Origin of the sequence: Amycolatopsis antarctica (genome assembly GCF_002262875.1) — a bacterium.
GTDB classification, from domain to species: domain Bacteria; phylum Actinomycetota; class Actinomycetes; order Mycobacteriales; family Pseudonocardiaceae; genus Amycolatopsis; species Amycolatopsis antarctica.
The window spans coordinates 97,421-122,765 of record NZ_NKYE01000020.1 but is presented as its reverse complement, the minus strand read 5'-3'; the positions used below and the strand labels follow the sequence as shown (position 1 = coordinate 122,765).

Here is a 25,345-nt window from a genome sequence, read left to right as displayed (position 1 = left end):
CCAATGTCGTCGGTGTGCGGATCATGCCGGTGTTCGCGCTCAAGGGTGGTGCGTTCTTCGCGTTGGTGACGGGGCTGACGGCGTTGATGTCGGGTGTGTTCCAGATCAACGCGATCTGGAATCTGGGCCCGTACAACCCGTCGCAGGTCTCCGCCGGTTCCCAGCCCGACTACTACATGGCCTGGGCCGACGGCATGCTCCGGATCTGGCCGGCATGGGAGCTGTATCTCGGCAACTATCTGATTCCACCGGTGTTCTTCGTCGGTGCTCTGGGTATGCCGATCCTGTTCGGCCTGCTGATCGCGTACCCGTGGATCGAGCGACGATTGTCGAAGGACACGGCGCATCACAACCTGCTGCAACGGCCGCGCGACGTACCGGTGCGCACCAGCCTCGGCATCATGGCGCTGACCTTCTTCATGGTCATCTTCCTGTCCGGGTTCAACGACATCATCGCGTTCGCGTTCGACATCTCGCTGAACGTGACGACCTGGGCCGGACGGATCGGCATTCTGCTGCTGCCGCCGCTGGCGTACTACCTCACCTACCGGATCTGCATCGGTCTGCAACGCGGTGACCGGGAAGTGCTCGAACACGGTGTGGAAACCGGCATCATCAAACGCCTCCCGCACGGTGAGTTCATCGAGATCCACCAGCCGCTCGGCCCGGTGGACGACCACGGTCACCCGCTCGAACTGGCCTACCAGGGCGCCGCGGTACCGAAGAAGATGAACCAACTCGGCTCCGCCGGACACGCCGTCCCCGGAAGCTGGATCTCGGCCGACCCGGTCGAGGAGACAGCCGCGCTGGAAGGCGCGAACGGACACGGCTCGGCCAACGGCAACGGCCACGCCTCCGCACAGGGCAACGGTCACGCCGGCAGTAACGGCTCGGCCAACGGTTCGGCCAACGGCCACGCCGAGGGCTCGGAGACCAAGGAGCTCACCTCGGGCAGCGGCGGTACGTCCGAACGCTGACGAGCAGGCAGACCGAAAGGGCCGCATTCCTCCTCGGGAGGGATGCGGCCCTTTCGTATGGTCGGGTGCCGCCCGGTCGCCCGGCGGTCAGGTCAGCCGGTGGCGGGCGTAATCAGTCGGCGACACCGATGTCGAACGCCGACTCGGTGTCGGTCCTGGAGTACGAGCGGAACGCGATGTGGGTGTCGGTGTCGAGGACGCCCGCCACCTTGCCGATGCGAGCCGGGATGAGGTCGGCGAGGTCCTCGTGCGCGGCCACCCGGATCACCGCGATCAGATCGACCTCGCCCGCACAGGAGTACACCTCCTCGACCCCGTCCAGCTCCGCGATCGACTGCGCGGCATCGGGAATGCTCTCCGCCACGGCGTGAATCAGTACGATCGCAGTGATCACCGGAATGTCCTCCTCAAGGGCACGGGCTTGACGCCGCCGATGGTAGCCGCCCGGCCGTTCAGCCGACGCGCTCCAGGTCGGTCGCCGCCGCCACCTGATCCACCCAGTTCCGCCAGCGGGCACCGCTGTGCGCCGGTTCCGACCACGGCACCGCGCTGCGAACCAGCCGCACCCCCGGCCGTCCGAGCCAGCGCAGCAGAATGCCGATCTCCTCACTGCCGCCGCCGTGCAGCGGCCCCGGCCCCGGCAGGACCGTCTCGGCGCCGGCCACCAGCGACTCGACCACCGGCATCGGCGGCACGCCCCGGCGCGCGACACCCGCCGACGCGAGCCTGCCGTACCGGATCACCGCGAACTCCCAGCCGCCCCCGCCGTCCGGGCAGGCCGCGATCAGCTCGGGAACACCGGCCAGCGCCGCGTAGCGATGTGCGCGGTCCAGGGACCGCATCAGCGAGGCCAGTTCGTCCCGCCTGCGGGCGGCCTGCTCGAAGTGGTTCGCCGCGGCCAGCTCGTCGAGCTGCCGCAACGCGCTGCGCACCGGCTCGCTGCCGTGCCCGGAGAACAGCTCCGCCACCGAATCGACCGCGGGGGAGTACTCGCCGACCGCCTGCCTGCCGATACACGGCCCGCCGCAGCGTCCCAGTTCGAGCAGCACACACGCGCTGCCGTCCGAGCCGGTGGCGGGGATGCGCTGCGTACACGTGCGCAGCCCGGCCGCTCCGGCGAGCGTGTCCACCGCCAGCCGGGCGGTGGCCTGCGTACGGAACGGGCCCAGCACCCCGTCCCGGGGCAGCCGTATCACCGACAGCCGGGGGAACGCCTCCTCGGTGAGCGCGATCCACCAGGCCGACCGGGGATTCTTCGACCGGCGGTTGTAGGCGGGGCGATGGGCGGCGATCAACCGCAGTTCCCGCACCTGTGCCTCGAGCGAATGCGCGCACTCCACGGTGTCCACCCGGATCGCCAGCGCGACCATCTCGCGGATCCGGCCGCGGCTCTCCGAACCGGTGAAGTACTGCCGGACCCGGCGCCGCAGGTCGGAGGCGGTGCCGACGTAGAGCACCTCCTCGTTCGGGCCGCGGAACAGGTACACCCCGGGCGCCGACGGCAGGTCGGCCGCCAGCTGCCGTTTGCGACGCTGTGCTGCCGTGACCTCCGGCAGGTAGTCGAGCAGTTCCTCCAGCGAGTGCACGCCCAGCCCGCCTACCCGTTCCAGCAGGCCGTGCAGCACGTCGACGGTCGCGCGGGCGTCGTCGAGTGCCCGGTGGTTCGGCACCGTGCCCGCCCCGAACAGCGCGGCCAGCGCCGAGAGCCGATAGCTGGGGGTGTCCTCGCGGGGCACCACCCGCCGCGCCAGCCGGACGGTGCAGACAACGGCGGCACGGGGCCACGGGTAACCGTGCGCCTGGCACGCCGCCCGCATGAACCCGGTGTCGAACGGCGCGTTGTGGGCGACCAGCACGGCGCCGCCGATGAACTCCAGGAACGACGGCAGCACCCGGTCGATCGACGGCGCGTCGTGCACCATCGCCGTGGTGATGCCCGTCAGCGACACGATCTGCGGCGGGATCGGCATGCCCGGGTTCACGAAGGTCCCGAACTCGCCGAGCACCCGGCCGCCGCGCACCTTGACCGCCCCGATCTCGGTGATGCCGTGCGGCCCGGGCCTGGTCCCGGTGGTCTCCAGGTCGAACACGACGAAGGTGGTGTCCCGCAACGGGGTGCCGAGTTCGTCGAAGGCGAGTTGACTGCCGGTGCTGTCCATCGGCGGGAAAACTAGATCACCCCACCGACAACTTCCGGGCACCCGCCGTCCTGCCAGGTGGGATGGCCCCCGGCCAGGCGAATCCCGCCCCGGGAAGGGGGTTGCGCACGGATTGGGGCTGCGCCGTTGCCGGTCGGCGTTAGCCTGGTGCGATGTTCCCGTCGCCCCAGCCCGACGGGCCGGAGCGTCCCGGTCCGCATAGTGGCCCGTCCGAGCCCGGCGTGCCGGAGAACCCGGCGAGCACTCCCGCGGGGCAGTCCACTGTGGACTGGGATGGGCTGCCCGAGGCCGTGCGCGACCGGGTCGCCGAACTGGCCGCCGCGGCGCTGGGCAAACTGCCGCCGGTGGACGTGCCGCGGCAGCTCCGGCCGGTGGCCCGCTTCGCCCCGGCGAAACGGGCCAGGCTCGGCCGGACGGCCCTGCTCGGCACCCTGCGCGACTCGGGTGCCTTCCGGGTGGCCGTCCTGGAGTGGCTGCGCGAGCACCGGCAGGACGCCCTCGACCCGAACGCCGCCGATTCCGTCGCCGCCGCTGCCGCCGCCGTGCTGCTCGGCGAGTCGGACGCGAGCTCGCGCGTCCGACTGGTCGCCAAGAACGCCGAGGAGACGACCCTGCGCGCCGAACGCGACGCGGCGGCCGCGCGCGCTCTGCGGCTGGAGACCGAGCTGGAGGCGGTGCGCGCCGAACTCGCCGACGCCCTCGGCGCGGCCGATCGCGCCCGCGGCGAACGGGAGGCGGAACTGGACCGGTTGCGCGGCAGACTGCGCGAGCAGGGCGTCCAGTTACGCAGGGCCCGCGACGCCGCCGAGGCCGCGCGCTCGGAGACCGAGGCGACCGGGCAGCGGGACGGCGAGGAGGTGGCCGCACTGCGGGCCCAGCTCGACCGTGAGCGCTCCCGGGTGGACACCGAGCGGACGCGCGCCGAACGGGCCACCGCGGAGGCCCGTACCGCCCGCCAGGCCGCCCGGGAGGCCCGCCAGGCCGACGAGGTGCGGCTCGCGCTGCTGGTGGACACCCTGGACGGTATCGCGGGCGGCCTGCGCCACGAGCTGTCCCTGCCCGCCGCCGCCACCGGACGTCGTCCGGCCGACACGGTGGCGGGCGTCCGTTCGGGCAGCGGCCTCGGCGGCCGGGTGCAGGACGTGGGCGCCCTCGAACAACTCCTCGCCCTGCCCGGCATGCACCTCGTCGTCGACGGTTACAACGTCACCAAGACCGGCTACCCGGATCTCCCGCTGGCGGACCAGCGCGATCGCCTCGTCCAGCAGCTCGGCGCGCTCACCGCACGCCTCGGAGCGGAGGTCACCGTCGTCTGGGACGGCGCTGGGGTGCTGTCGGTGCCGGCGGCGGCGGCCCGGGGCGTACGCGTGTTGTTCTCCGACAGGGGCGTCCTCGCCGACGACGTGATTCGCTCGCTGGTCGCCGCCGAGCCGGACGGCAGACCGGTGGTGGTGGCCACCTCGGACCGTGCCGTCGCCGAATCGGTGCGGCAGGCGGGTGCGCACGCCGTGCCCTCGGTCGTGCTGCTGCGCAGGCTCGGCCGCACCTGACCGGCTCCCGGCCGGGCCGCCGATGCGCAACCGCAATCTCCGTCACCCGCCCGGGGCGTGACCCGGGCGGTGCCGGCCGCGTTGAACCTGGTTGGGGGCCACGGATCCGCCCGGCACCCGTTCCACCTGACGTAGTGGAGGTGCGATGCGGGCTCGTGCCCTCCGGTTGTCCGCCGTGTTGCCCGTCGTGTCGGCGCTCGCGTTGACCCTCGCCGCCGCGCCCGCCGGGGCGCAACCGCCCGCGCAACCGCCCGAACCGCGACTGGAAGCCGGCGTCGCGCCCGGTGCCGCCACCCCGGACCCGCGGCCCGGTGAGGCGTTCGCGGGGCCGGAGCTGGCCCGGCTGCAGCGGACGGCCGCCGAGGTCCAGCGTGAGCTCGACGACCTCGCCGGGCTCGCCCGTTCCGCACAGGACTCCGCTACCGAGGCGGCCGCCGAACTGGCCAGGGCAGCCGCGGAACGCCGCGCCGCAGACCAGGCCGTCCTCGCACAGCAGCAGGAGGTCGACGACTACTCCCGGCGGGTGTTCACCGCGATGGGCAGGCCGGATCAGCTCCGGCTGGCGATGACCGTGGACAACCCCAGAGATCTGCTCGACGGCACCTCGCTGGTCCGCTCGCTCACCGAGGCGCAGGACCGTCGGCTGCTCGGGGCGATGGACCGCCAGCGGGCCGCGCGGGACGCCGAGTCGGCCGCCGCGGGTGTCGAACGGACGGCCGCGGAGCGGAAGGCGGACGTGCAGCGAAGGGAGGGCGACGCGACGAACCGCGCCGACGCCGTCTCCGCCGAACTGACCGCCCCGATCGACGAGGCGAACGCCGCCGTCGTCGCACAGCAGCGGGCCCAGGCCGATCGCAACGCCGCGACGGCCGCGAACTGGAAGGCATACACCGACCGGCTCGCCGCGGCCGGAATCAGCCCGCCCCCGGCGTCCCGGCTGCGCGATCCGGCCGCTCTGCCGCCGGGCCTGTCCCCGTCGACCGGCTCCGCCGGGGCGGCCCAGGCGGGCGTCGCCGAGGCCACCGACGCGGGGGAGCGGCTGCTGGTGCTGCCCGAGGAGACCGTCGCCGCCGTCACCGCCGGGATCGCCGCGCTGGGCCTGCCGTACGTGCCGGGCGAGTCCGGCGCGGGGCCAAGGGCGTACTCCTGCGACGGGCTCGTGCACGCGGTGTACGGCGGTCTGGGCGTTCCCGCGGCGGCCGCCGAGCAGTTCGCCACCGGTGTCCCGGTGCCACCCGCCGACGTACGGCCCGGTGACCTCGTGTTCCTCGGGCCCGCCCGGTACGGGGTGCAGTCCGTCGGGATCGTGCTCGACGAGCGCACCATGCTCGCCGCGGACGCCAGGCTCGCCGGTGTCGTGGTGACGGACCTGCCGACCGCTGCGGACGTCCTGGGTGCGTCCCGTCCGGCGCTGGGTGCCCGGCAGGCGGAACCGGTGCCCGCCAGGGCCGATGGCGAACTCACCTGGCGGTGCGGCGGCGTGGAACTGCCGGCCGGGACACGGGGTGCCGGCGGGGGAGCGGCCGTGGGCCCGTGGGGCGGATTCCCGAACGGCCTGATCCCGGCGACGGCGCTGTGCCCCATCGGCGCCGGCTCGCACTCGCTGCGCTGCGACGCCGCGCAGTCCTTCCAGGCGCTCTCGCAGGCCTACGCGGGCGTCTTCGGTGCCCCGGTGTGCGTCACCGACTCGTATCGCACGTTCGACGGGCAGGTGGATCTCTACCGGCGCAAGCCGTCGCTGGCGGCCGTGCCAGGAACCAGCAATCACGGCTGGGGACTGGCCGTGGACCTCTGCGGTGGCGCGGAGTCGTTCGGCACGGCCCAGCACGGCTGGCTGCTGGCGAACGCGCGGGCGTTCGGCTGGGTGCATCCCGGCTGGGCCCGGCAGGGCGGCGGGCGTGAGGAACCGTGGCACTGGGAGTTCGCCGGCGCCACGGGCTGAGCCCCCGGGACGCGCTTTCTGTCGGTGCCCGTGCCTAACGTGCTGGTGAGCGGGACGAGAGGTTCCGGGACAGGCCGCCGACAGATCGAGGGAGCGACCGTGGACGACACGATGATCATTGACTGCGACCGGTGCGAGGTTCGGGGCGATGCCTGTTCGGAGTGCGTGATCAGCGTGCTGCTCGGCGCCCCGCCCGCGGTCGAGTGGGACGTCGAGGAGCGACGCGCGGTGGACGCCCTGGCCGAGGCCGGCATGGTGCCCCGGCTGCGACTGGTCACCCCGGAGCAGACCGGCCCGCCCGCGCGGGGCGGGCGTCGTCGCGCCGGGTGACACGCCCGGCCGCACCAGAACGTCGGCTATGCGTTGAACGGTCCATCCGAACGGATGAACGGTCGAACCTCGTGATGTGCTGGGGTGTTGCGTCTGTCACACAATGCGATTCGGCGCTGGTCCAACCGTGTCTCGGCGCAGGGTTCCCAGGTTTTCGGTCGCAGCCTGTAGACGTGGTGGCCGGTCTTTCGTAACCTGGCCGAGACCTCGTGGAAGGCAGCCGGCACAACAGGGTCGGCTACGCGGGGTCGCTGCCGAAGCGGTTTCGTCGGGGAACCGTGCCGGAGCCACTGCGCTCTTCCAGATGCAGTACCGCCTAGCCGGGGTACCGCCGTGTCTGGAGCGGTGGAACACACCGTTTGCCGAAGTGAGTGCCCGCGTTCGCACGCGGTCCGCTCGTCGGCAGGTCACGACGAGGGCCCCCGACCTCGACGCGGCGCGGTGTCCGGTAGGTGGCCGACAGCAAAGGAGACACGCGCGACGTGCAGTCGCATCCCGTGAAGCGTGTTGTGTCAGGTGCTCTGGCAGCCACCGCCGTCATCGCGGCCGTGAGTTTCAGCCAGTCATCGGCAACCGCCGCTCCCAACCCCGCCCCCCAGAATCCCCCGACGTCCTCCGAGGAACTCACCAAGTACCGCGAGCTCGCCGGTCAGGCCGAGAAGATCAACGAGGACCTGCTCAAGGCGAAGGACGACCTGGCCGCCCGTCAGGGCGAACTCGATGTCGCGAACGGCGACCTGGAGAAGTCCAAACAGGCCCAGGGTCAGGCGACCGAGAACGAGGAGCGTTTCCGCCTCGACGTCGACCGCTTCGCCGACGCCTCGTTCACCAGCGGTGCGCAGCTCAACAAGATGTCCGCGCTCCTCACCGGTACCTCGGCGCAGGACTTCCTGGACCGCTCCTCGGCCCTCGGTGTACTGGCCAACGACCAGAACAAGGCGTTGAGCAACCTCACCGACGCCACCGCGCAGACGACGGCCGCGCAGCAGCAGGCCGCCGACGCGCAGGGTCGTGCCCAGACGGCGAAGGACGACGCGGCGAAGCTGACCTCGGACATCGAGTCGCGCAAGTCGGCCCTGGACAGCCAGATGAAGGAGCTCGAGGAGGCCAGCGGTTCGCTCAGCGACGAGGACCGGGCCGAGCAGGGCGACGAGGGCGAGGAACCGCCCACCGACATCAAGGCTCCGGGCGACGCCGCGCAGACCGCCGTCAACGCGGCGCTCGGCAAGCGCGGCAGCCCGTACGTCTGGGGTGCCACCGGCCCGGGCCAGTTCGACTGCTCCGGCCTCACCTCCTGGGCGTACAAGCAGGCGGGCATCAGCCTGCCGCGGTCCAGCCGGGCCCAGGCCACCTTCGGCCAGTCGGTCCCGCGTGACCAGCTCCAGCCGGGTGACCTGGTGTTCTTCTACTCGCCGGTGTCCCATGTCGGCATCTACATCGGCAACGGCCAGATGGTGCACGCTCCGACCTCGGGCGACGTCGTCAAGGTCTCGGCGCTGCAGAAGGAGTTCAGCGGCGCTCGCCGTCCGGGCTGATCGGACGCATCGAACACAGAAGCATCGCACGGTCGTATCGGCGCCGGGGTGGTATCGCGAAAGCGGTGCCACCCCGGCGCCGTTTCCGTGTTCGGTGATCTGGATCAGTCTGGTTCGCCCATGGGCGGCCGAGGGATTCGCCGCGCCCGTTCGGCGGGTGCGGGCCGGGCGGTAGCCTCGGGCGGTGCGCAAGACCCTGCTGGTGACCAACGACTTCCCTCCGCGCCCCGGCGGCATCCAGTCGTATCTGCACGCGCTGGCGATGCGGTTACGGCCCGAGGACCTCGTCGTCTACGCGCCGTCCTGGGAATCAGGTTCGGGTTCGCACACCGAGTTCGACGCGGGCGTGCCGTTCGAAGTGGTCCGGCATCCCACCTCGCTGATGCTGCCGACGCCCGACGTGCTCCGGCGAGCCCGTGAGATCGTCCGCTCGGCCGGTTGCGAGGCCGTCTGGTTCGGTGCCGCCGCCCCGCTGGCCCTGCTGGGCAGGCCACTGCGTGACGCGGGTGTACGGCGGATCGTGGCCTGCACGCACGGGCACGAGGTCGGCTGGTCGATGCTGCCCGCGGCCCGGCAGGCCCTGCGCCGGATCGGCGACACGGCGGACGTCGTCACCTACGTCAGCGAGTACACCCGTGGCCGCTTCGCCGCCGCCTTCGGGCCGATGGCCGGCCTGGAGCACCTGCCCTCCGGGGTCGACCCGGCGGTGTTCCGGCCGGACCCCGGCGCGCGGGAGGAGATCCGGCGCAGGCACGGGCTCGGCGACCGGCCGACGGTGGTGTGCGTGTCCCGCCTGGTGCCGCGCAAGGGCCAGGACATGCTCGTGCGCGCACTGCCGGAGATCCGCAGGCAGGTGCCCGAGGCCGCGCTGCTGATCGTGGGCGGCGGACCGTACCGGAAGACGCTGACCACGCTGGCGCGCGAGCACGGCGTGACCGACGACGTGGTGCTGACCGGTTCGGTGCCCTGGGAGGAACTGCCCGCGCACTACGCCGCTGGGGACGTCTTCGCCATGCCCGCACGCACCCGCGGCCGCGGCCTGGACGTCGAGGGCCTGGGCATCGTCTATCTGGAGGCGTCCGCGACCGGGCTGCCCGTGGTGGCGGGCCGCTCCGGCGGAGCGCCGGAGACCGTGCTGGACGAGGTCACCGGGCACGTGGTGGACGGCCGAGAACTGGGCCAGCTCGCGGACACGGTCGCCGCCCTGCTCGCCGACCCGGTCCGGGCGAGCCGAATGGGGCAGGCGGGCCGCGAGTGGGTGAGTGAGCACTGGCGCTGGGACGTGCTCGCCGGACGCCTCGCCGGGATGCTCGACGGCGCGCCGGTGGCGGTCCGCCGCTGAGCATCCGGCGCGCGGGTCAGCGCACCCGGACGGCGGGGTTGCGCGGATGGTCCACCCGCACGACCACGTCCGCCACCGATGCCGGAGCGACCTCGCGTTCGTACCGGGCGTAGGCGGGCAGCGCCCATCGGGCGTCCGGCGGGATCCGGCGCTCCAGCGCCGGGGGTGAGAGCCACAGGTGCACGGTCAGGTCCACGTCAAGGCCGCGCCCGAGCAGGAGTTCCCCGTCCAGCAGCAGGACCCCCGGTACGCCGAGGCGGATGCGCGGCAGCCGCCGGGCCCGGTCGGTGACGGGGTTCCGGAGAGCGGGCAGCGCTTCACCGCTGCCTCCCGGCGCGAGCGGCCCGAGCACCTCGCGGGACAGCGCGCCGGTGTCCAGCCAGTCCTCGAACCGGCTGTCCGGATCGGTGCGGCCACGTTCGAAGCGCAGCGAGGCGGGACGCAGGAAGTCGCCGGCCGACACCCGCAGCACCTCGCGACCGCCGACGCGCAGGGGCCCGGTGAGCGCGTCGGCGAGCTCGCCGGTGGCGGTGGCCTCAGCCGCCCCGTCGATCGCCACCCGCAGGTGCGGGACCTCGGCGCCGAGGATGCGTTCGGCGAGCTCGGTCGTCAGCAGGTCCGGGGTGATCGGCCGGAAACGCATCGCTCAGGGCCGCGGGATCGGCGGGCGGGAGCCGGCGGCGGCGTACGGGAGAGCGTCCTGGTCCGGCCGCCCGGCGCGACTCGCGGCCCGGTGCGTGTCGCGGCGGATGGCGACACCTTCACCGGTGTGCCCGCGGTGGCCGGGACCGGTGAGCGGCGCCGGCGACTCGGACATCCGGTCACGGTAGCAACGCGACCGTGCACCGCGTTCCCCGGCCGAGGTGCGCAGGCGCACCTCGGCCGGTGATCGAACCGCTGCCGGTGGCGTCGTTGCGGGGTGTGCCGTCCGCCGGTCGCGTACCGCACGGGCACCGCCCGGTCCGGGGAACTACCCCGTTCGGGCGGCCGGGGGCACCCCCGAGGCCGCCCGTCCGTTGACCGTAGGAACGTGGCCACCCGAGAAACGCGGAGGAACCCGAATGCGCACGCGCGAACCGGCGGTACTCGACCTCGACTTCAGCCAGGATCCGCACAGGCTGGTGGCCTCGCTGCGCGCGGAGGCACCGGTACGCAGGGTGGTGCTGCCGCGCGGTCTGCGGGCCTGGCTCGTCACCGGATACGACGACGCGCGGGCGATGCTGGCGGATCCGCGGCTGAGCAAGGACAGCGGGCGCATCGGTGAACTGTTCGAGCAGCACGGCGGCAGGCCGGCCGGGTACACCGACTCGCTCGCCGAGCACATGCTCAACATGGACCCACCGGATCACACCCGTCTGCGCAAGCTGGTCAACAAGGCGTTCACCCCGAGGGCGGTCGCCAGGTTGCGCCCCCGAGTCGAGGAGATCACCGGCAGGTTGCTCGACAGGATCGCCGAGGCGGGTTCGGTGGACCTGCTCGGCACCTTCGCTTTCCCGCTGCCGATCACCGTCATCTCCGAGTTGCTCGGTGTGCCCGAGGGGGACCAGGACGCCTTCCAGAAGTGGTCGAACGTCATGGTCTCGGTGGCGCCACCGGAGCAGGCCCGGCAGGCGTCCGCGGCGATGGCCGACTTCCTGACGCGGCTGGTCGCCGTCAAACGGGCGGAACCGGGTGAGGACCTGCTGTCCGACCTGGTGCACGCCACCGACGACGGCGAGTCCCTTTCCGAGGTCGAGCTGGTGTCCATGGCCTTCCTGCTGCTGGTCGCCGGGCACGAGACCACGGTCAACCTGATCGGCAACGGGGTACTGGCGTTGCTGCGCGACCCCGCGCAGCTCGCGGCGCTGCGCGGCGATCCGGGGCTGATTTCCGGTGCCGTCGAGGAGTTCCTGCGCTACGACGGCCCGGTGAACCTGGCGACGCTGCGTTTCACCACCGAGCCGGTGGAGGTCGGTGGCACGACGGTCCCGGCCGGCGAGTTCGTCATGGTCTCGCTGCTCGCGGCGAACAGGGACGCGGCGCGGTTCGACGAGCCCGAGGTCCTCGACATCACCCGGCCCGCGGGCGGGCACGTCGCGTTCGGGCACGGCATCCACTACTGCGTGGGTGCTCCGCTGGCGCGACTGGAGGCGGAGGTCGCCATCGGGACGCTGATCCGGCGCTTCCCGGACCTGCGGCTGGACGGCGAGCCCGCCGGGCTGCGCTGGCGGGCGAGCACCCTCATGCACGGACTGGAGACGCTGCCGGTCCGGGTGGACTGAACGGAAGGGTCACCGGCAGGCCTAGCCTGGCGCGGTGACGCCGGATGAACTGCTCGCCCTCGACGCCGAGCACGTGTGGCACCCCTATGCCCCGATGCCGGGTACGGTCCCGCCGCTACTGGTGACCGGCGCCGAGGGGGTGCGCCTGCGCCTGGCCGACGGCCGTGAACTGGTGGACGGGATGTCCTCCTGGTGGGCGGCGATCCACGGGTACGGGCACCCGGTGCTGGACGAGGCCCTGCGCGAGCAGGCGGGACGGATGAGTCACGTCATGTTCGGCGGGCTCACCCACGAGCCCGCGATCACGCTCGCCCACTCGCTCGCCGAGCTCACCCCGGACCCGCTGCGGCATGTCTTCCTCTGCGACTCGGGCTCGGTCTCGGTCGAGGTGGCCGTCAAGATGTGCCTTCAGTACCAGCGATCGCGCGGACGTACCGGGCGGCGCAAGCTGCTGACCTGGCGCGGCGGGTACCACGGGGACACCTTCCAGCCGATGAGCGTGTGCGATCCGGAGGGCGGCATGCACTCGCTCTGGCGCGGTGTCCTGCCGGAGCAGGTGTTCGTGCCCGCCCCGCCCTCGGACTTCGGCGCGGAACCGGACCAGTCCTATATGGACACTCTGGCCGAGGCGGTGGCCGCGCACGCGGACGAGCTGGCCGCGGTGATCGTCGAGCCGGTGGTGCAGGGAGCGGGGGGCATGCGCTTCCACCATCCCGCGTACCTGCGCGCGTTGCGCGAGGTCACCGAGGCGCACGGGGTGCTGCTGATCTTCGACGAGATCGCCACCGGATTCGGCCGTACCGGCAAGCTGTTCGCCGCGGAGCACGCGGGGGTGACCCCGGACGTGCTGTGTGTCGGCAAGGCGCTCACCGGTGGCTACCTGACCATGGCGGCGACCTTGTGCACCCCGGAGGTCGCCCACGGGATCTCCCGCGGCACCCTGCCGGTGCTCGCGCACGGCCCGACCTTCATGGGCAATCCGCTGGCCTCGGCCGTCGCCAACGCGTCGATTTCCCTGCTGCGCAAGGGCGACTGGGCCGCCGACGTGGCCAGGATCGAGTCCGGGCTACGGGCGGGACTGGCACCGGCCGCCGCGCTGCCCGGGGTGCTGGACGTGCGGGTGCTCGGCGCGATCGGAGTGGTGCAGCTCGACCGGCCGGTGGACATGGCCGCGGCGACCCGGGAGCTGACCGGGCGCGGTGTGTGGCTGCGTCCGTTCCGCGACTTGATTTACACAATGCCGCCGTATGTCACAGAAAACGCGGATCTCACACGGATTTGCTCGGCGATCGTGTCGACGGTCACTTTGGCGTGACTGTCCACGTTGGACTGTCGAATTTCACCCGATCCGGGGGTGATCATGAATTTCATTCTCACGATCCGGGAATATGATCACCTGGCGCCATAAGTCGCGGCGGATTGGCGTCCGATTGAGTGAGTCGTATTACACGCGCCGCTGCTTTTTGGCTCTGTGTAATGCCATTCGGGTGATGAGCGGCGATGAAGAGAACATGAGGATTTCTTTACATAGCGGACATTTCGACCATGATCCGGTTGTCTGTTGGCAGGTCGTCGGCGTCGCCGGCCTTCGAACGCGGCACCTCGCCGCAACTCACCGGGCTGGAGGGATGCATGACGGACACGTCCATCGAATCGGAGCGTCACCGGGACAAAGACCGCCCGGACAAGAATCCCGGCGACAAGGGTCACCGGGACGGCACGCGCACCGAGCGAACGACATTCAAGACCATCCTGCGCTACGACGTGCCAGCCTCGCTGGTGGTCTTCCTGGTCGCCGTTCCACTGTCACTGGGAATCGCACTGGCATCCGGCGCACCGATCGTCGCCGGGCTGATCGCCGCCGTGCTGGGTGGCGTCATCGCCGGCGCGGTCGGCGGCTCACCGAAACAGGTCAGCGGACCGGCCGCCGGGCTCACGGTGGTCATGGCCGAGACGATCCAGCAGTTCGGCTGGGCGGTCACCTGCGCCATCGTCGCCTGCGCCGGAGTGCTGCAGGTACTGCTCGGGCTGAGCCGGATCGCCCGTGCCGCGCTGGCCATCTCGCCCGCGATCGTGCACGGCATGCTCGCCGGCATCGGCGTGACGATCGTGCTCGGCCAGCTCCACGTGATACTCGGCGGAGCCGCCCAGAGTTCCGCCGTCGACAACCTGATCGAACTGCCGGGCCAGATCGCGGGCCAGCACGACGCCGCGACCGTACTCGGCGTGCTCACCATCGGAATCCTGTTGCTGTGGGGGAAACTTCCCTCCGTCGTGCGGCGGATCCCCGGGCCGCTCGCCGCGGTCGGGCTGGTCACCGTGCTGGCCGTGCTGATCGGCAGTTCCGCCGAGCGGGTCCAGCTTCCGGGCGACCTGCTCTCGATCGGCCTGGTGCCCGAACTGCCGGACGGCGACTGGATGGCGTTCGCGCTGGCCGTCGTCACCATCGCGCTGATCGCCAGCGTCGAGACCCTGCTTTCGGCCGTCGCCGTGGACAAACTGCACACCGGCCCGCGCGCCAACCTCGACCGGGAACTGGTTGGGCAGGGCGTGACGAACATGGTCTCCGGCGCGATCGGCGGCCTGCCGGTGACGGGCGTGATCGTCCGCAGTTCGGCCAACGTCGCCGCGGGCGCCCGCACCCGGGCCTCGGCGATCCTGCACGGGCTCTGGGTGCTGCTGTTCGTGGTGCTGCTGGCAGGGCTGATCCAGCACATCCCGCTGGCCGTGCTCGCCGGGTTGCTGGTGCACGTCGGGGCGAAGCTGGTGAACCCCGCGCACATCCGCGAGGTGCACGAGCACGGCGACCTGCCCGTCTACCTGGTGACCATCGTGGGCGTGGTCGCGGTCGACCTGCTCAGCGGTGTGCTGATCGGCATCGGTGTCTCGCTGCTGTTCATGCTGCGCCGGATGATCTGGTCCGGCATCCACGCCGAACGGCACGAGGACGGCTGGCGTGTGGTCATCGAGGGTGCGCTGACCGCGCTCTCGGTACCCCGGTTGAGCAAGGTGCTCGGCGCCATCCCAGAGGGTGGTGCGGTGAAGCTGGAACTCGTCGTCGACTACCTCGACCACGCCGCCTTCGAGAGCCTGGCCGGTTGGCAGCAGGCGTACGAGCGGGCTGGCGGCACCGTCGTCGTCGACGAGATCGGCCACCCGTGGTTCGAGCGAGGCAAGTCCGGTGAGCCCACCGTCCGCAAGGGCCAGGAATCGCAGGGAATGCCGCGCTGGCTGGCGCCCTGGTCCGAGTGGCAGGTCAGGGAGATCGGTGAGACCGGGTTGCCGGAACAGCGCACGGCCAGCCCGCGCGTGCACGCGCCGATGCACCAGGGCACCGAGGAGTTCCAGCGGCGGACCGCGCACCTGGTGGAGCCCACGATGCGCAGGCTCGCCGACGAGCAGCGTCCGCACACGCTGTTCATCGCCTGCGGCGACGCCCGCATCGTGCCCAACCTGATCACCACCAGCGGCCCCGGCGACCTGTTCACCGTGCGCAACGTCGGCAACCTGGTGCCCGCCGAGGGTGGCTCGGACGCTTCCGTCGGAGCGTCGATCGAGTTCGCCGTCGGCGTTCTGGGCGTACGGGAAGTCGTGGTGTGCGGGCATTCCTCGTGCGGTGCGATGAAGGCGCTGATCCACGGGGCCGCCGAGGATCTGCCCGCCGTCGGCGACTGGCTGCGCAACGCCGAGCCCACCGTGAGCCGGGCGGAGTCGGCCACCGAACCGGTGACCCTGGACGGCGCCGTTCCGGACGCGCCCGCGGACCGGCTGGCGCTGTACAACGTGCTGCAGCAGCTCGACCATCTGCGGGCCTATCCGGCCGTGGCGGCCGCCGAGGCCCGGGGTGAGCTGCGCCTTGGCGGGATGTACTTCGACGTCGGCGCGGCACAGGTCTACAACCTCGGTGCCGGTGGAGCCTTCCTCGCCGCGGGAGAGGGGCGCACCGGTGCGGCCACGGCGGTGAAACGAGGGTGACGGGGTGAGCCGGGCCCGCCCGGCCAGGACTACTGTCCCCTGTCGTGAGTGTCCTGGTGATCTCCGGAACGGGAACGGGTGTCGGCAAGACCGTGGTCACCGCGGGAATCGCCGCGCTCGCCCGAGGCCAAGGGCAGAGCGTGGCCGTGCTCAAGCCCGCGCAGACCGGTGTCGGGCCGGACGAGCCCGGTGACCTGGCCGATGTCGTCCGGCTGGCGGGTCCGGTGACGGTGCGCGAGCTGCGCCGGTACCCGGACCCGCTCTCGCCGGAGGCGGCGGCCCGGCGCGCCGGGACCGCGGGGCTTGCCCCCGCCGAGGCGGCACGCGCCGTCACCGAGCTGGCCGCCGCGCACGACCTGGTCCTGGTGGAGGGTGCGGGTGGCCTGCTGGTGCGCTTCGACCCGGCGGGCAGCACCCTGGCCGACATCGCCTGGTCGGTCGGCGCGCCGCTGCTCGTCGTGGCCGAGGCGGGCCTGGGCACGCTCAACGCGACCGCGCTCACCGCCGAGGTCGCCACTGCGCGAGGACTGGACGTGGTGGGCGTGGTGATCGGTGCCTGGCCGGACGCCCCGGATCTCGCCGCGCTGTCCAACGTCGCCGATCTGCCGGTGGCCGCCGGCGCGCCGCTGCTCGGCGCCATGGCGGACGGTGCGGGCGCGCTGCCGCCGGACGACTTCCTCGCCGCCGCGGCCCACGGGCTGTCGCCCTGGTTCGGTGGCCGGTTCGATCCGGAGTGTTTCGCCGGGAGTGCCGCGGGGCTGACGTGACCAGGGTCGCTGTGCGGTCGTGTTCCGGTGAGGCAGCATGTGACGCGCCCGTGCAACGCCAGTCGAAGGAGACGACGTGACCGCAGCACCCGGACAGTCCGCCACGCGAGACACCGCGCAGGACGACGTGCTGGCGGTGGCACGGGAGCAGGTCCTCGAACGCGGCACCGGGCTGACCGAGCAGCAGGTGCTGGCCGTGCTGACGCTCGGCGACGACCGGCTCACCGAGCTGCTGGCGCTGGCCCACGAGGTCCGGATGCGCTGGTGCGGACCGGAAGTCGAGGTCGAGGGCATCATCAGCCTGAAGACCGGCGGATGCCCGGAGGACTGTCACTTCTGCTCGCAGTCCGGGCGGTTCCCGACCCCGGTGCGCTCGGCGTGGCTGGACATTCCCGGCCTGGTGAAGGCCGCCCGGCAGACCAAGGAGACGGGGGCGACCGAGTTCTGCATCGTCGCGGCCGTACGCGGACCGGACCGGCGGCTGCTGGACCAGGTGCGTGCGGGCGTCAAGGCGATCCGCGCGGACGGAAACGACATCCAGATCGCCTGCTCGCTGGGCATGCTGTCGCGGGAACAGGTCGGCGAACTGGTCGAGATGGGCGTGCACCGGTACAACCACAACCTGGAGACGGCCCGCTCGCACTTCCCCCAGGTGGTCACCACCCATTCCTGGGAGGAGCGCTGGGAGACGCTGCGGATGGTCGCAGAGGCGGGTATGGAGGTCTGCTGCGGCGGCATCGTCGGCATGGGGGAGACGGTGGCGCAGCGCGCGGAGTTCGCCGTGCAGCTCGCGGAACTGAACCCGCACGAGGTCCCGATGAACTTCCTCATCCCGCAGCCGGGAACCCCGTACGAGGACTACGAGACCATCGAGGGCAAGGACGCGCTGCGCGTGGTCGCCGCGTTCCGCCTCGCCATGCCCCGGACCATGCTGCGGTTCGCCGGCGGCCGCGAGCTGACCCTCGGCGACCTCGGTGCCGAGCAGGGCATGCTGGGCGGGGTCAACGCGATCATCGTCGGCAACTACCTGACGAATCTGGGCCGCCCGGCGACGAAGGATCTGGAGATGCTCTCCGGTCTGAAGATGCCGATCAAGGCGCTCAGCGACACTCTCTAGACGGGCGCGCAGGTGAACGACGAGTCCGGCAGTCCAGGCGAGCCCGCCGCCGAATTTTGTGTCCATTGTGGACAGAAGACGACGGTGGCGCATCCACGCTGCGCCGGGAAGCGCACCGAACTGGAGCCGCCGCGATTCTGCCCGGTCTGCGCCCGGCGGATGGTCGTCCAGGTGACGCCGGACGGATGGACCGCGCGGTGCAGCAGGCACGGCGAATCGGCCTCGGACACCGCCGATCCGCCCGCGCCCGAGCGGGTTCGGGCGGCAGACCCTAGGGTCGACAGTGCACACGGCACGGCGGAAGGCAGGTAGATGGCGGACTCCTCGGTGGAAGCGCGCGGTCCCGGCGCGCCGGCGGGCGCATCCGCCGACGGCCCGGACCCCGCCTCGCTCGCCTGGGCCGCCCGCCGCGTCCCCGCCGGAGTGGTGGTGAAAGCCGACCTGCTGCCCGCGGTCAGCGTGCTCTCGACGGTGGCACTGCTGGGAATCCCGCTCGGCTGGCTGTGGTCCCGCCTCGCCCCGCCGCAGCGGGTGCGGATCCTGGCCGAGCCGCCGCCGGTACCCTTGCAGCTCGAGAGCTGGCATCGGTTCGACGATCTGGTGATCTTCCTGCTCCTCGGTCTCGCCGCCGGGGTGCTGACCGGTGTCGCCGTCTGGCTGCTCCGGGAGCGCCGCGGCCCGGTCATCCTGATCGCCGCGGTCGCCGGCTCGCTGATCGCCTCGTGGCTGGGTGCCCGGATGGGGCTCACCTTCGCCGACAGCCTGTACGCCGTCGCCGCCCAGCCGCAGCTCGGTGACGTCGTCGAGCAGGCCCCTCGGCTGGAGTCCGGCTGGACCCTGCTCGCGCAACCGCTGGCCGCGGCTCTGGTCTACGGAGTGCTCGCGGCCTGGAACGGCAACGACGATCTGGGCAGGCGCCTGGGCTGAGGGCGGCGACGCCGGGATCGGCCGGAACCCGTTCCCGGCGGCGGACGTCGGAGAAGGGTCGCCCGCGCCCCCGTGGTGCCCTGCTGGGACACAATGGTGCCGGCGGCCCCGGCCGGTGGCGGCCAGGCGACGAGGCGTGGGGGAACAGCATGACCGACGACATCACCACCCGGCGGCCCGCGGCCCGGTTCCCGGGTATCAGCCCGCGTGCCTACGAGCATCCGGCCGACCGCGGAGCACTGGCCACCCTCCGGGCGGTGCCGGGTTTCCCGCAGGTGCTCAAGGCGACCGCGGGCTTCTTCAGCGAGCGGGGCGAGCGGCTGATGGCGCTGGCGTCCGCGATCCGCGTCGGACCCACGCAGTACCCGGACATCGACCGGCTGCGTCACGAGTGCGCCGAAGCCCTGGACATCACGCCGGTGCCGAACGTGTTCGTCGCCCGCGAGCCGGTGGCCAACGCGTACACCATCGGCATGGACGAGCCGTTCATCGTGCTGTCCACCGGACTGGTCGAACTGCTCGACCAGGACGGCCTGCGATTCGCCATCGGCCACGAGATGGGTCACGTGCTCTCCGGGCACGCCGTCTACCGCACGATGTTGCTGCGGCTGATCTCGATGCAGCTCTCGATGTCCTGGACACCGGTGAGCGCACTGGGCCTGCGGGCGATCGTCGCGGCGCTGAAGGAGTGGTACCGCAAGGCGGAACTGTCCTGTGACCGGGCGGGGCTGCTGTGCGGTCAGGATCCGGCGGCGGCGCTGCGCGCGCACATCCTGATCGCGGGTGGTATCGACCCCGCCCAGGTCGACATCGCCTCGTTCCTGCGTCAGGCGGAGGAGTACGACTCCGTCGACGACATCCGGGACAGCCTGAACAAGCTGCGCCACGTCGAGGGGATGACCCACCCGCTCGCCGTCGTCCGCGCGGCCCAGCTCCAGAAGTGGGCGGCCACGGCGGAGTACCGCGACATCCTCGGCGGCATGTACCCGCGCCGCGAGGACGACCGGGCGGCGAGCAACTGGCGCGACGACGTCCGTACGGCGGCGAAGTCGTACAAGGATTCGGTGGGCACCTCGGCCGATCCGCTGGCGAAGGTGTTCGCCGACGTCGGCGAGGCCGTCTCCGGTACGGCGGGCAAGGTATGGAACAAGTTCGGCAACCGGACCGAGGACGGTTCCTGACCGGCCGTCAGTTCAGGTTGCAGGGCTTCGAAGGCCCGGAGAGCTGCGACAGCGGGGCCGGTACCGCCCGCAGCGCGGACAGGAAACCCGCCTCCCTGGCGAGCACCCGGCAGGCGATGCGCAGCCGGCGCAGCGGCTGGGTCTCCTCCAGCAGCCGTTGCCGGTCGTGCAGGGTCAGCAGGCAGTCCGCCGCCAGTTCGTAGGCCAGTTCCGCGGGGCGGACGTCCGCGCGCGGCACCGTCCACTCCTCGTCCTTCCAGGCCGAGTCGCAGTACCGCTGGTGCGCCGCCCTGGCGACATCGGCGAGGCGGTCGGTGATCTCGCCCGCCTCCGCGGGGATGGGATCGTCGGCCAGCCACTCGACGTTCCCCGTCAGGTAGGGAGCGGAGGTGCAGTCCAGGTCCAGCAGGCGGAACCGCCTGCTGCCGGTGACCACTATGTCGAACCGGCCGTCGTCGAGGCGCTCGGCCTCCCGCAGCACCGCGGAACAGCCGATGCCGTACAGGTGACCCAGGTTCTCCACCTCGCGGACCAGTGAGGTCTTGATGGCCACTATCCCGAATTCGCGTTCCGGCACCACCTCGGTGACCAGATCGACGGTGAGCTGCCGGTAGCGGGGTTCGAAGATGTGCAGCGGCAGGTGCGCCCCGGGCAGGAGCACGGTCTGCAGCGGGAAGATGGGCAGGGTCGCGCCCGTCTGCTCGCCACTTTCGCCCGGTTCGTCAGCCACGGGTCCACGTTACGACGCCGGGGTCCGCCTCGCTGGGCGGCGGCGTGCGGGTGCGGGTGGCGGAGGACGTAGTACGGCGAACGGATCCGTCACCTCCATGTCCTGCCGGGCGAAGGTGAACAGCGCCGCCGGCCTGCCTCCGGCCCTGCCCGGCGGGGCGGTGCGCCCGGTCGGCGTGAGCAGCCCGCGCCGGGACAGCACGCGCTGCAGGTTCGTCGCGGAGATCCGGTAACCCAGTGCCGCGGAGTACAGGTCACGCAGCGCGGAGATGGTGAACTCGCCGGGTGCCAGCGCGAAGCCCGCGTTGGTGTAGCTCAGTTTGGCGCGCAGCCGGTCGCGGGCGCCGAGGATGATCGCCTGGTGGTCGAACGCCGTGCGCGGCAGGTCCGCCACCTCGTGCCACGCGGTGTCCTCCGGAACGGCCGGGTCGGCGTCCGAGCGCACCAGGGCAAGGAACGCCGTGGCCACCACTCTCGGACCGGGCACCCGGTCGGGCGCGCTGAACACCGCGAGCTGCTCGACGTGGGTCAGCCGGGTGACGTCGACCTTCTCCGCGAGCTGGCGCCGGACGGAGGTCTGCACGTCCTCGTCCGGCCGGAGCCTGCCGCCGGGCAGGGACCACCGCCCGAGGTGCGGGTCGAGGGCGCGCCGCCAGAGCAGCACCTGCAGCGTCGGCGGGCCGCCCGCGGGGACCGCTGTGGCGCAACGCACTTGAAGTACCGCACCGAGAACCTCGTGTGCCAGGGGGGCGCTGCTGTTAATATGGCTTCGCACGGTTTTAGATTACCAGGCGAAAACCTGGCTCACAGCAGACCGTGCAGCACAGGCCCGGCGGCAACGGCCGGGGCAGGCCCAGGAGGACCAGATGACCTTGCAGGCGGCGGAACTCATCCCGTACGGCGGCGTCGAGGCGGACGCGGAGTGGGCACGGGAGGTGCGCGCGCTCGCCGAGCAGCGCGACGCGGTGCTGCTGGCGCACAACTACCAGATCCCGGAGATCCAGGAGATCGCCGACCACACCGGCGACTCGCTCGCGCTGAGCCGGATCGCCGCGTCCTCGGAGGCGTCCACCATCGTCTTCTGCGGCGTGCACTTCATGGCCGAGACGGCGAAGATCCTGGCGCCGCACAAGACCGTGCTGATCCCGGACGCCAGGGCGGGATGCTCGTTGGCCGACTCGATCACCGGCGCCCAGTTGCGGGAGTGGAAGGCCGAGCACCCCGGCGCCGTCGTCGTGTCGTACGTCAACACGACGGCCGAGGTGAAGGCGGAGACCGACATCTGCTGCACCTCGTCCAACGCGGTCGACGTCGTCGCCTCGATCCCGGCGGACCGGGAGGTGCTGTTCTGCCCCGACCAGTTCCTCGGCGCGCACGTCAGGCGCGAGACCGGCCGGGACAACGTGCACGTCTGGGCGGGTGAGTGTCACGTCCACGCCGGGATCAACGGCCCGGAGCTGGCCGACCGCGCCGCCGAGAACCCGGACGCCGACCTGTTCATCCACCCGGAGTGCGGCTGCGCCACCTCGGCGCTCTACCTGGCGGGGGAGGGCATCGTGGAGCCGAGCCGGGTGAAGATCCTCTCCACCGGCGACATGGTGCACGCCGCCCGGGACACCGCGGCCACCTCGGTGTTGGTCGCCACCGAGATCGGCATGCTGCACCAGCTCCGCAAGGCCGCGCCGGAGATCGACTTCCGCGCGGTGAACGACCGGGCCTCCTGCGGTTACATGAAGATGATCACCCCGGCCGCGCTCCTGCGCTCGCTGCGGGAAGGTGCCGACGAGGTGCACGTCGACCTCGACACGGCGGCCAGGGCGCGGGCCTCGGTCCAGCGGATGATCGAGATCGGGAACCCCGGCGGCGACGAATGACCACGCCGCCGGTTAACACCTCACAGGCGAAAACCGGTGCGGGCGAACTGGCCGGCCCGGTCGCCTGGGAGGCCAGGGCGGACCTCGTCGTACTGGGCAGCGGGGTGGCCGGGCTGACCGCAGCCCTGCGGGCACGCGCACTGGGGCTGCGTGTGCTCGTGGTGACCAAGGCGGCGCTCGGCGAGGGCAGCACCCGCTGGGCGCAGGGTGGCGTCGCGGTGGTGCTGCCGGGCGAGCACGACGAGGGGGACAGCACCGCCGCGCACGCCGCCGACACCCGTACGGCGGGCGCGGGACTCTGCGAGGACGACGCCGTGCGTGCCGTCGTCGACGGAGGTCCCGCCGCGGTGACCCGGCTGCGCGCGAGCGGGGCCACCTTCGACGGGTCCGGCAGGGGCGGACTGGCCAGGACCCGGGAGGGCGGTCACACCGCGTTCCGGGTCGTCCACGCGGGCGGGGACGCGACCGGGGCCGAGGTGCAGCGCGCGCTGCTCGCCCGCGCTTCGGACATCCCCGTGCTGGAGCACCACATCGCCGTCGACGCGCTGCGCACGCCTGCCGGGGGCGTCGCAGGGGTGTCGGTGCTCGACCCCGGCGGCGTGCTCGGCACGGTGCGGGCGTCCGCCGTGCTGGTGGCGACCGGCGGGGCCGGACAGCTCTACCAGGCCACCTCCAACCCGGAGATCGCGACCGGTGACGGTATGGCACTGGCACTGCGGGCGGGGGCGATGCTGGCCGACGTCGAGTTCGTCCAGTTCCACCCCACCGTGCTGTACACGCCGGGTGCGCGGGGTCGCTGCCCGCTGGTCACCGAGGCCGTCCGGGGTGAGGGAGCGGTACTGATCGACGCCACCGGCGCGCGGGTCATGGAGGGTGTGCACCCGCTCGCCGACCTCGCCCCGCGCGATGTCGTCTCGGCGGCGATCAACCGCCGGCTCGCCGCCGCCCCCGGCGGGGTGGACGACCACGTCTATCTCGACGCCCGGACGCTCCCCGGTTTCGCCGCCCGGTTCCCGACCGTGCACGCGGCCTGCCGGGCCGTCGGTGTGGACCCGGCACGCGAGCCGATCCCGGTCACCCCCGCGGCGCACTTCGCCTGCGGCGGCGTGGTGGCCGGTACGGACGGCCGCACCGCGGTGCCCGGGCTGTACGCCGCGGGTGAGGTGGCCAGGACAGGTCTGCACGGGGCCAACCGGCTCGCGTCGAACAGCCTGCTCGAAGGCCTGGTCGTCGGCGAGCGGGCGGCCGAGGCCGTTTCGGCGGACCTCGTGGCCGGGCTGCTGCCCGACCCGAGGCACGGCTGCCTGCCGGAGCGGACCAGCGCCCCGGTCGCCGACCGGGATTCGCTGCAGCGCGTGATGAGCCGGTACGCGGCGATCGGCCGGGACGCGGAAGGCCTTTCCGTCGCCGGATCCGTGCTCGACCTGTCAATTGTGGACAGTCCGCTGTGGACGGTTCAGGCGGTGGAGGACGCGTCCCTGACACTGATCGCGCAGGCACTGCTCGCCGCCGCGGCACGACGCACCGAGTCGCGAGGCTGCCATGTTCGCGCCGACTTCCCGGGACGGGACGAGGCGGGGTGGCGACGCAGCCAGCTCGTCCGGCTCGGCCCCTCCGGCAGGCCGGTACCTGCCGACCCCGTCGAAACCCTGGGAGTGGCATGAGCACGCGAGAACTTCCGCCCGGACTGGATGCCGAGGACCTGAGCAGGGTGGTCGCCACCGCGCTGGCCGAGGATCTGCGCTACGGCCCGGACGCCACCACCGCGGCGACGGTGCCGGCGGACGCCGTTGCCACCGCCGAACTCACGCCACGTTCGGCGGGTGTCCTCGCCGGACTTCCCGCCGCGCTGGCCGTGTTCGAGTCGGTGCTGGGGCCCGGCGTGGACGTCGGATCCGCCGCCGTCGACGGTGCCCGGCTCGTCGCGGGGGAGCCCGCGCTGGTCGTCCGCGGGACCGTCCGGGGGCTGCTGACCGCGGAGCGCACGGCGTTGAATCTGCTCTGCCACCTCTCCGGCATCGCCACGGCGACTGCGGCCTGGGTGTCCGAAGTGGACGGTACGGGCTGTGCGATCCGCGACTCCCGCAAGACCCTGCCGGGGCTGCGGCTGCTGGAGAAGTACGCGGTCCGGTGCGGCGGCGGCGTCAACCACCGGATGGGTCTCGGCGACGCTGTGCTGATCAAGGACAATCACGTGGTCGCCGCCGGCTCGGTCACCGAGGCACTCCGGCTGGCACGTGAGCACGCGGCGGGCCTGGCCTGCGAGGTGGAGGTCGACGATCTCGGCCAGCTCGAGGAGGCACTCGCGGCGGGGGCCGACGAGGTGCTGCTGGACAACTTCACCGCCCAGGACTGCGCACTGGCCGTCGCGCGCCGGGACGAGGTCTCGCCGAGAACCCGGCTGGAGGCGTCCGGCGGGCTGCGGCTGGAGAACGCCCGAGCCTACGCGAACACGGGGGTCGACTACCTCGCCGTGGGCGCCCTCACCCACTCCGCCCCCGCCCTCGACCTCGGCATGGACCTCCGCCCCTGACCCACCGCCTCGCGCCCCCCGTGTCGTGCGCGTGGACACGCCGTGTCGGGCGTTCTGGCATGCCGTGTCGTGCGCGTGGGCATGCCGTGTCGTGCGCTCCGGCCCCCCGTGTCGCGCGTTCAGGCATGCCGAGCGGCGGGGAGGGG

General features: G+C 72.2%; 22 protein-coding genes and 1 pseudogene. 17 read left to right on the top strand and 6 right to left on the bottom strand.

Annotated features, from left to right (window positions below):
• Positions 1 to 977: cytochrome b family protein (locus CFN78_RS25530; RefSeq protein ID WP_476692358.1), on the top strand; the 977-nt coding region annotated here is incomplete at its 5' end.
• A 112-nt stretch (positions 978 to 1,089) separates the two neighbouring features.
• On the opposite strand, the gene CFN78_RS25525 is transcribed toward CFN78_RS25530, so the two are convergent.
• Both CFN78_RS25525 and CFN78_RS25520 read right to left on the bottom strand, forming a co-directional pair.
• The gene (locus CFN78_RS25525) at positions 1,090 to 1,371 is read right to left on the bottom strand and encodes an Lrp/AsnC family transcriptional regulator (protein WP_094865570.1); all 282 of its coding nucleotides are present in this window, start codon (positions 1,369 to 1,371) and stop codon (positions 1,090 to 1,092) included.
• Between the two features lie 58 nt (positions 1,372 to 1,429).
• On the bottom strand, positions 1,430 to 3,136 hold the full coding sequence (locus tag CFN78_RS25520) for a DEDD exonuclease domain-containing protein (RefSeq protein WP_094865569.1): 1,707 nt from the start codon (positions 3,134 to 3,136) through the stop codon (positions 1,430 to 1,432).
• Between the two features lie 152 nt (positions 3,137 to 3,288).
• On the opposite strand from CFN78_RS25520, the gene CFN78_RS25515 reads away from it, so the two are divergent.
• The 5 genes from CFN78_RS25515 (at position 3,289) to CFN78_RS25495 (ending at position 9,835) form a co-directional block, all read left to right on the top strand.
• Entirely contained in the window at positions 3,289 to 4,686 is a 1,398-nt protein-coding gene (locus CFN78_RS25515) for an NYN domain-containing protein (RefSeq protein ID WP_094865568.1), read from the top strand.
• A gap of 145 nt (positions 4,687 to 4,831) precedes the next feature.
• The gene (locus tag CFN78_RS25510; protein ID WP_094865567.1) at positions 4,832 to 6,628 is read left to right on the top strand and encodes a D-alanyl-D-alanine carboxypeptidase family protein; all 1,797 of its coding nucleotides are present in this window, start codon (positions 4,832 to 4,834) and stop codon (positions 6,626 to 6,628) included.
• A gap of 111 nt (positions 6,629 to 6,739) precedes the next feature.
• The gene (locus tag CFN78_RS25505; protein WP_094865584.1) at positions 6,740 to 6,958 is read left to right on the top strand and encodes a hypothetical protein; all 219 of its coding nucleotides are present in this window, start codon (positions 6,740 to 6,742) and stop codon (positions 6,956 to 6,958) included.
• Positions 6,959 to 7,440: 482 nt separating this feature from the next.
• Positions 7,441 to 8,493, top strand: coding sequence for a C40 family peptidase (locus CFN78_RS25500; RefSeq protein WP_094865583.1), 1,053 nt, complete (start codon positions 7,441 to 7,443; stop codon positions 8,491 to 8,493).
• A gap of 184 nt (positions 8,494 to 8,677) precedes the next feature.
• Complete coding sequence (locus CFN78_RS25495; protein WP_094865566.1) at positions 8,678 to 9,835, top strand: glycosyltransferase family 4 protein; 1,158 nt, start codon at positions 8,678 to 8,680, stop codon at positions 9,833 to 9,835.
• A 16-nt stretch (positions 9,836 to 9,851) separates the two neighbouring features.
• Here CFN78_RS25495 and CFN78_RS25490 read toward each other — a convergent pair whose 3' ends face one another.
• Complete coding sequence (locus CFN78_RS25490; protein WP_094865565.1) at positions 9,852 to 10,478, bottom strand: nucleoside/nucleotide kinase family protein; 627 nt, start codon at positions 10,476 to 10,478, stop codon at positions 9,852 to 9,854.
• Positions 10,479 to 10,481: 3 nt separating this feature from the next.
• On the bottom strand, positions 10,482 to 10,652 hold the full coding sequence (locus tag CFN78_RS29360; RefSeq protein WP_165777704.1) for a hypothetical protein: 171 nt from the start codon (positions 10,650 to 10,652) through the stop codon (positions 10,482 to 10,484).
• 244 nt (positions 10,653 to 10,896) lie between these two features.
• On the opposite strand from CFN78_RS29360, the gene CFN78_RS25480 reads away from it, so the two are divergent.
• The 8 genes from CFN78_RS25480 (at position 10,897) to CFN78_RS25445 (ending at position 20,063) form a co-directional block, all read left to right on the top strand.
• Positions 10,897 to 12,096 (top strand): cytochrome P450 family protein, encoded by a 1,200-nt coding sequence (locus tag CFN78_RS25480; RefSeq protein ID WP_094865563.1) that lies wholly within the window; start codon positions 10,897 to 10,899, stop codon positions 12,094 to 12,096.
• Positions 12,097 to 12,130: 34 nt separating this feature from the next.
• Complete coding sequence (locus tag CFN78_RS25475) at positions 12,131 to 13,411, top strand: adenosylmethionine--8-amino-7-oxononanoate transaminase (protein ID WP_094865562.1); 1,281 nt, start codon at positions 12,131 to 12,133, stop codon at positions 13,409 to 13,411.
• Between the two features lie 317 nt (positions 13,412 to 13,728).
• Positions 13,729 to 16,071 (top strand): SulP family inorganic anion transporter, encoded by a 2,343-nt coding sequence (locus CFN78_RS25470; RefSeq protein WP_094865582.1) that lies wholly within the window; start codon positions 13,729 to 13,731, stop codon positions 16,069 to 16,071.
• Between the two features lie 44 nt (positions 16,072 to 16,115).
• Positions 16,116 to 16,838, top strand: coding sequence for a dethiobiotin synthase (gene bioD / locus CFN78_RS25465; protein ID WP_094865561.1), 723 nt, complete (start codon positions 16,116 to 16,118; stop codon positions 16,836 to 16,838).
• A 76-nt stretch (positions 16,839 to 16,914) separates the two neighbouring features.
• Positions 16,915 to 17,955 carry a biotin synthase BioB gene (bioB, locus tag CFN78_RS25460; RefSeq protein WP_094865560.1) on the top strand — a complete coding sequence of 347 codons (1,041 nt, stop codon included), beginning with the start codon at positions 16,915 to 16,917 and terminating at the stop codon, positions 17,953 to 17,955.
• Positions 17,956 to 17,967: 12 nt separating this feature from the next.
• Positions 17,968 to 18,267 (top strand): biotin synthase auxiliary protein BsaP, encoded by a 300-nt coding sequence (gene bsaP, locus CFN78_RS30425; protein WP_476692357.1) that lies wholly within the window; start codon positions 17,968 to 17,970, stop codon positions 18,265 to 18,267.
• Complete coding sequence (locus CFN78_RS25450) at positions 18,268 to 18,882, top strand: DUF2567 domain-containing protein (RefSeq protein WP_094865559.1); 615 nt, start codon at positions 18,268 to 18,270, stop codon at positions 18,880 to 18,882.
• A 149-nt stretch (positions 18,883 to 19,031) separates the two neighbouring features.
• Positions 19,032 to 20,063: a M48 family metallopeptidase gene (locus tag CFN78_RS25445; protein ID WP_094865558.1), complete on the top strand. Its 1,032-nt coding sequence runs from the start codon at positions 19,032 to 19,034 to the stop codon at positions 20,061 to 20,063.
• Positions 20,064 to 20,070: 7 nt separating this feature from the next.
• Here CFN78_RS25445 and CFN78_RS25440 read toward each other — a convergent pair whose 3' ends face one another.
• Positions 20,071 to 20,793, bottom strand: coding sequence for an LON peptidase substrate-binding domain-containing protein (locus tag CFN78_RS25440; protein WP_094865557.1), 723 nt, complete (start codon positions 20,791 to 20,793; stop codon positions 20,071 to 20,073).
• Positions 20,794 to 20,802: 9 nt separating this feature from the next.
• A complete protein-coding gene (locus CFN78_RS25435; protein WP_094865556.1) occupies positions 20,803 to 21,504 on the bottom strand; it encodes an NUDIX hydrolase in 702 nt (233 codons plus the stop codon).
• A 148-nt stretch (positions 21,505 to 21,652) separates the two neighbouring features.
• Between CFN78_RS25435 and nadA the strand changes: the two are divergent.
• From nadA to nadC, 3 genes and pseudogenes are all read left to right on the top strand, one after another.
• Positions 21,653 to 22,666 (top strand): annotated as a pseudogene (gene nadA, locus CFN78_RS25430) (quinolinate synthase NadA); the annotation flags it as partial.
• Positions 22,663 to 24,330 carry an L-aspartate oxidase gene (locus CFN78_RS25425; protein ID WP_094865554.1) on the top strand — a complete coding sequence of 556 codons (1,668 nt, stop codon included), beginning with the start codon at positions 22,663 to 22,665 and terminating at the stop codon, positions 24,328 to 24,330. The pseudogene nadA and the gene CFN78_RS25425, both read left to right, overlap by 4 nt.
• Positions 24,327 to 25,199 carry a carboxylating nicotinate-nucleotide diphosphorylase gene (gene nadC, locus CFN78_RS25420; protein WP_094865553.1) on the top strand — a complete coding sequence of 291 codons (873 nt, stop codon included), beginning with the start codon at positions 24,327 to 24,329 and terminating at the stop codon, positions 25,197 to 25,199. The genes CFN78_RS25425 and nadC overlap by 4 nt, the downstream gene beginning before the upstream one ends.
• Positions 25,200 to 25,345 lie beyond the last annotated feature (146 nt).

What these genes read in the sequence shown, in the direction of transcription:
- CFN78_RS25520 (WP_094865569.1), bottom strand. Translation starts at nt 3,136, where the DNA reads ATGGACAGCACCGGCAGTCAACTCGCCTTCGACGAACTCGGCACCCCG.
- CFN78_RS25515 (WP_094865568.1), top strand. Translation starts at nt 3,289, where the DNA reads ATGTTCCCGTCGCCCCAGCCCGACGGGCCGGAGCGTCCCGGTCCGCAT.
- CFN78_RS25510 (WP_094865567.1), top strand. Translation starts at nt 4,832, where the DNA reads ATGCGGGCTCGTGCCCTCCGGTTGTCCGCCGTGTTGCCCGTCGTGTCG.
- CFN78_RS25505 (WP_094865584.1), top strand. Translation starts at nt 6,740, where the DNA reads ATGATCATTGACTGCGACCGGTGCGAGGTTCGGGGCGATGCCTGTTCG.
- CFN78_RS25490 (WP_094865565.1), bottom strand. Translation starts at nt 10,478, where the DNA reads ATGCGTTTCCGGCCGATCACCCCGGACCTGCTGACGACCGAGCTCGCC.
- CFN78_RS29360 (WP_165777704.1), bottom strand. Translation starts at nt 10,652, where the DNA reads ATGTCCGAGTCGCCGGCGCCGCTCACCGGTCCCGGCCACCGCGGGCAC.
- CFN78_RS25480 (WP_094865563.1), top strand. Translation starts at nt 10,897, where the DNA reads ATGCGCACGCGCGAACCGGCGGTACTCGACCTCGACTTCAGCCAGGAT.
- CFN78_RS25470 (WP_094865582.1), top strand. Translation starts at nt 13,729, where the DNA reads ATGACGGACACGTCCATCGAATCGGAGCGTCACCGGGACAAAGACCGC.
- CFN78_RS25450 (WP_094865559.1), top strand. Translation starts at nt 18,268, where the DNA reads ATGGCGGACTCCTCGGTGGAAGCGCGCGGTCCCGGCGCGCCGGCGGGC.
- CFN78_RS25445 (WP_094865558.1), top strand. Translation starts at nt 19,032, where the DNA reads ATGACCGACGACATCACCACCCGGCGGCCCGCGGCCCGGTTCCCGGGT.
- CFN78_RS25425 (WP_094865554.1), top strand. Translation starts at nt 22,663, where the DNA reads ATGACCACGCCGCCGGTTAACACCTCACAGGCGAAAACCGGTGCGGGC.
- nadC (WP_094865553.1), top strand. Translation starts at nt 24,327, where the DNA reads ATGAGCACGCGAGAACTTCCGCCCGGACTGGATGCCGAGGACCTGAGC.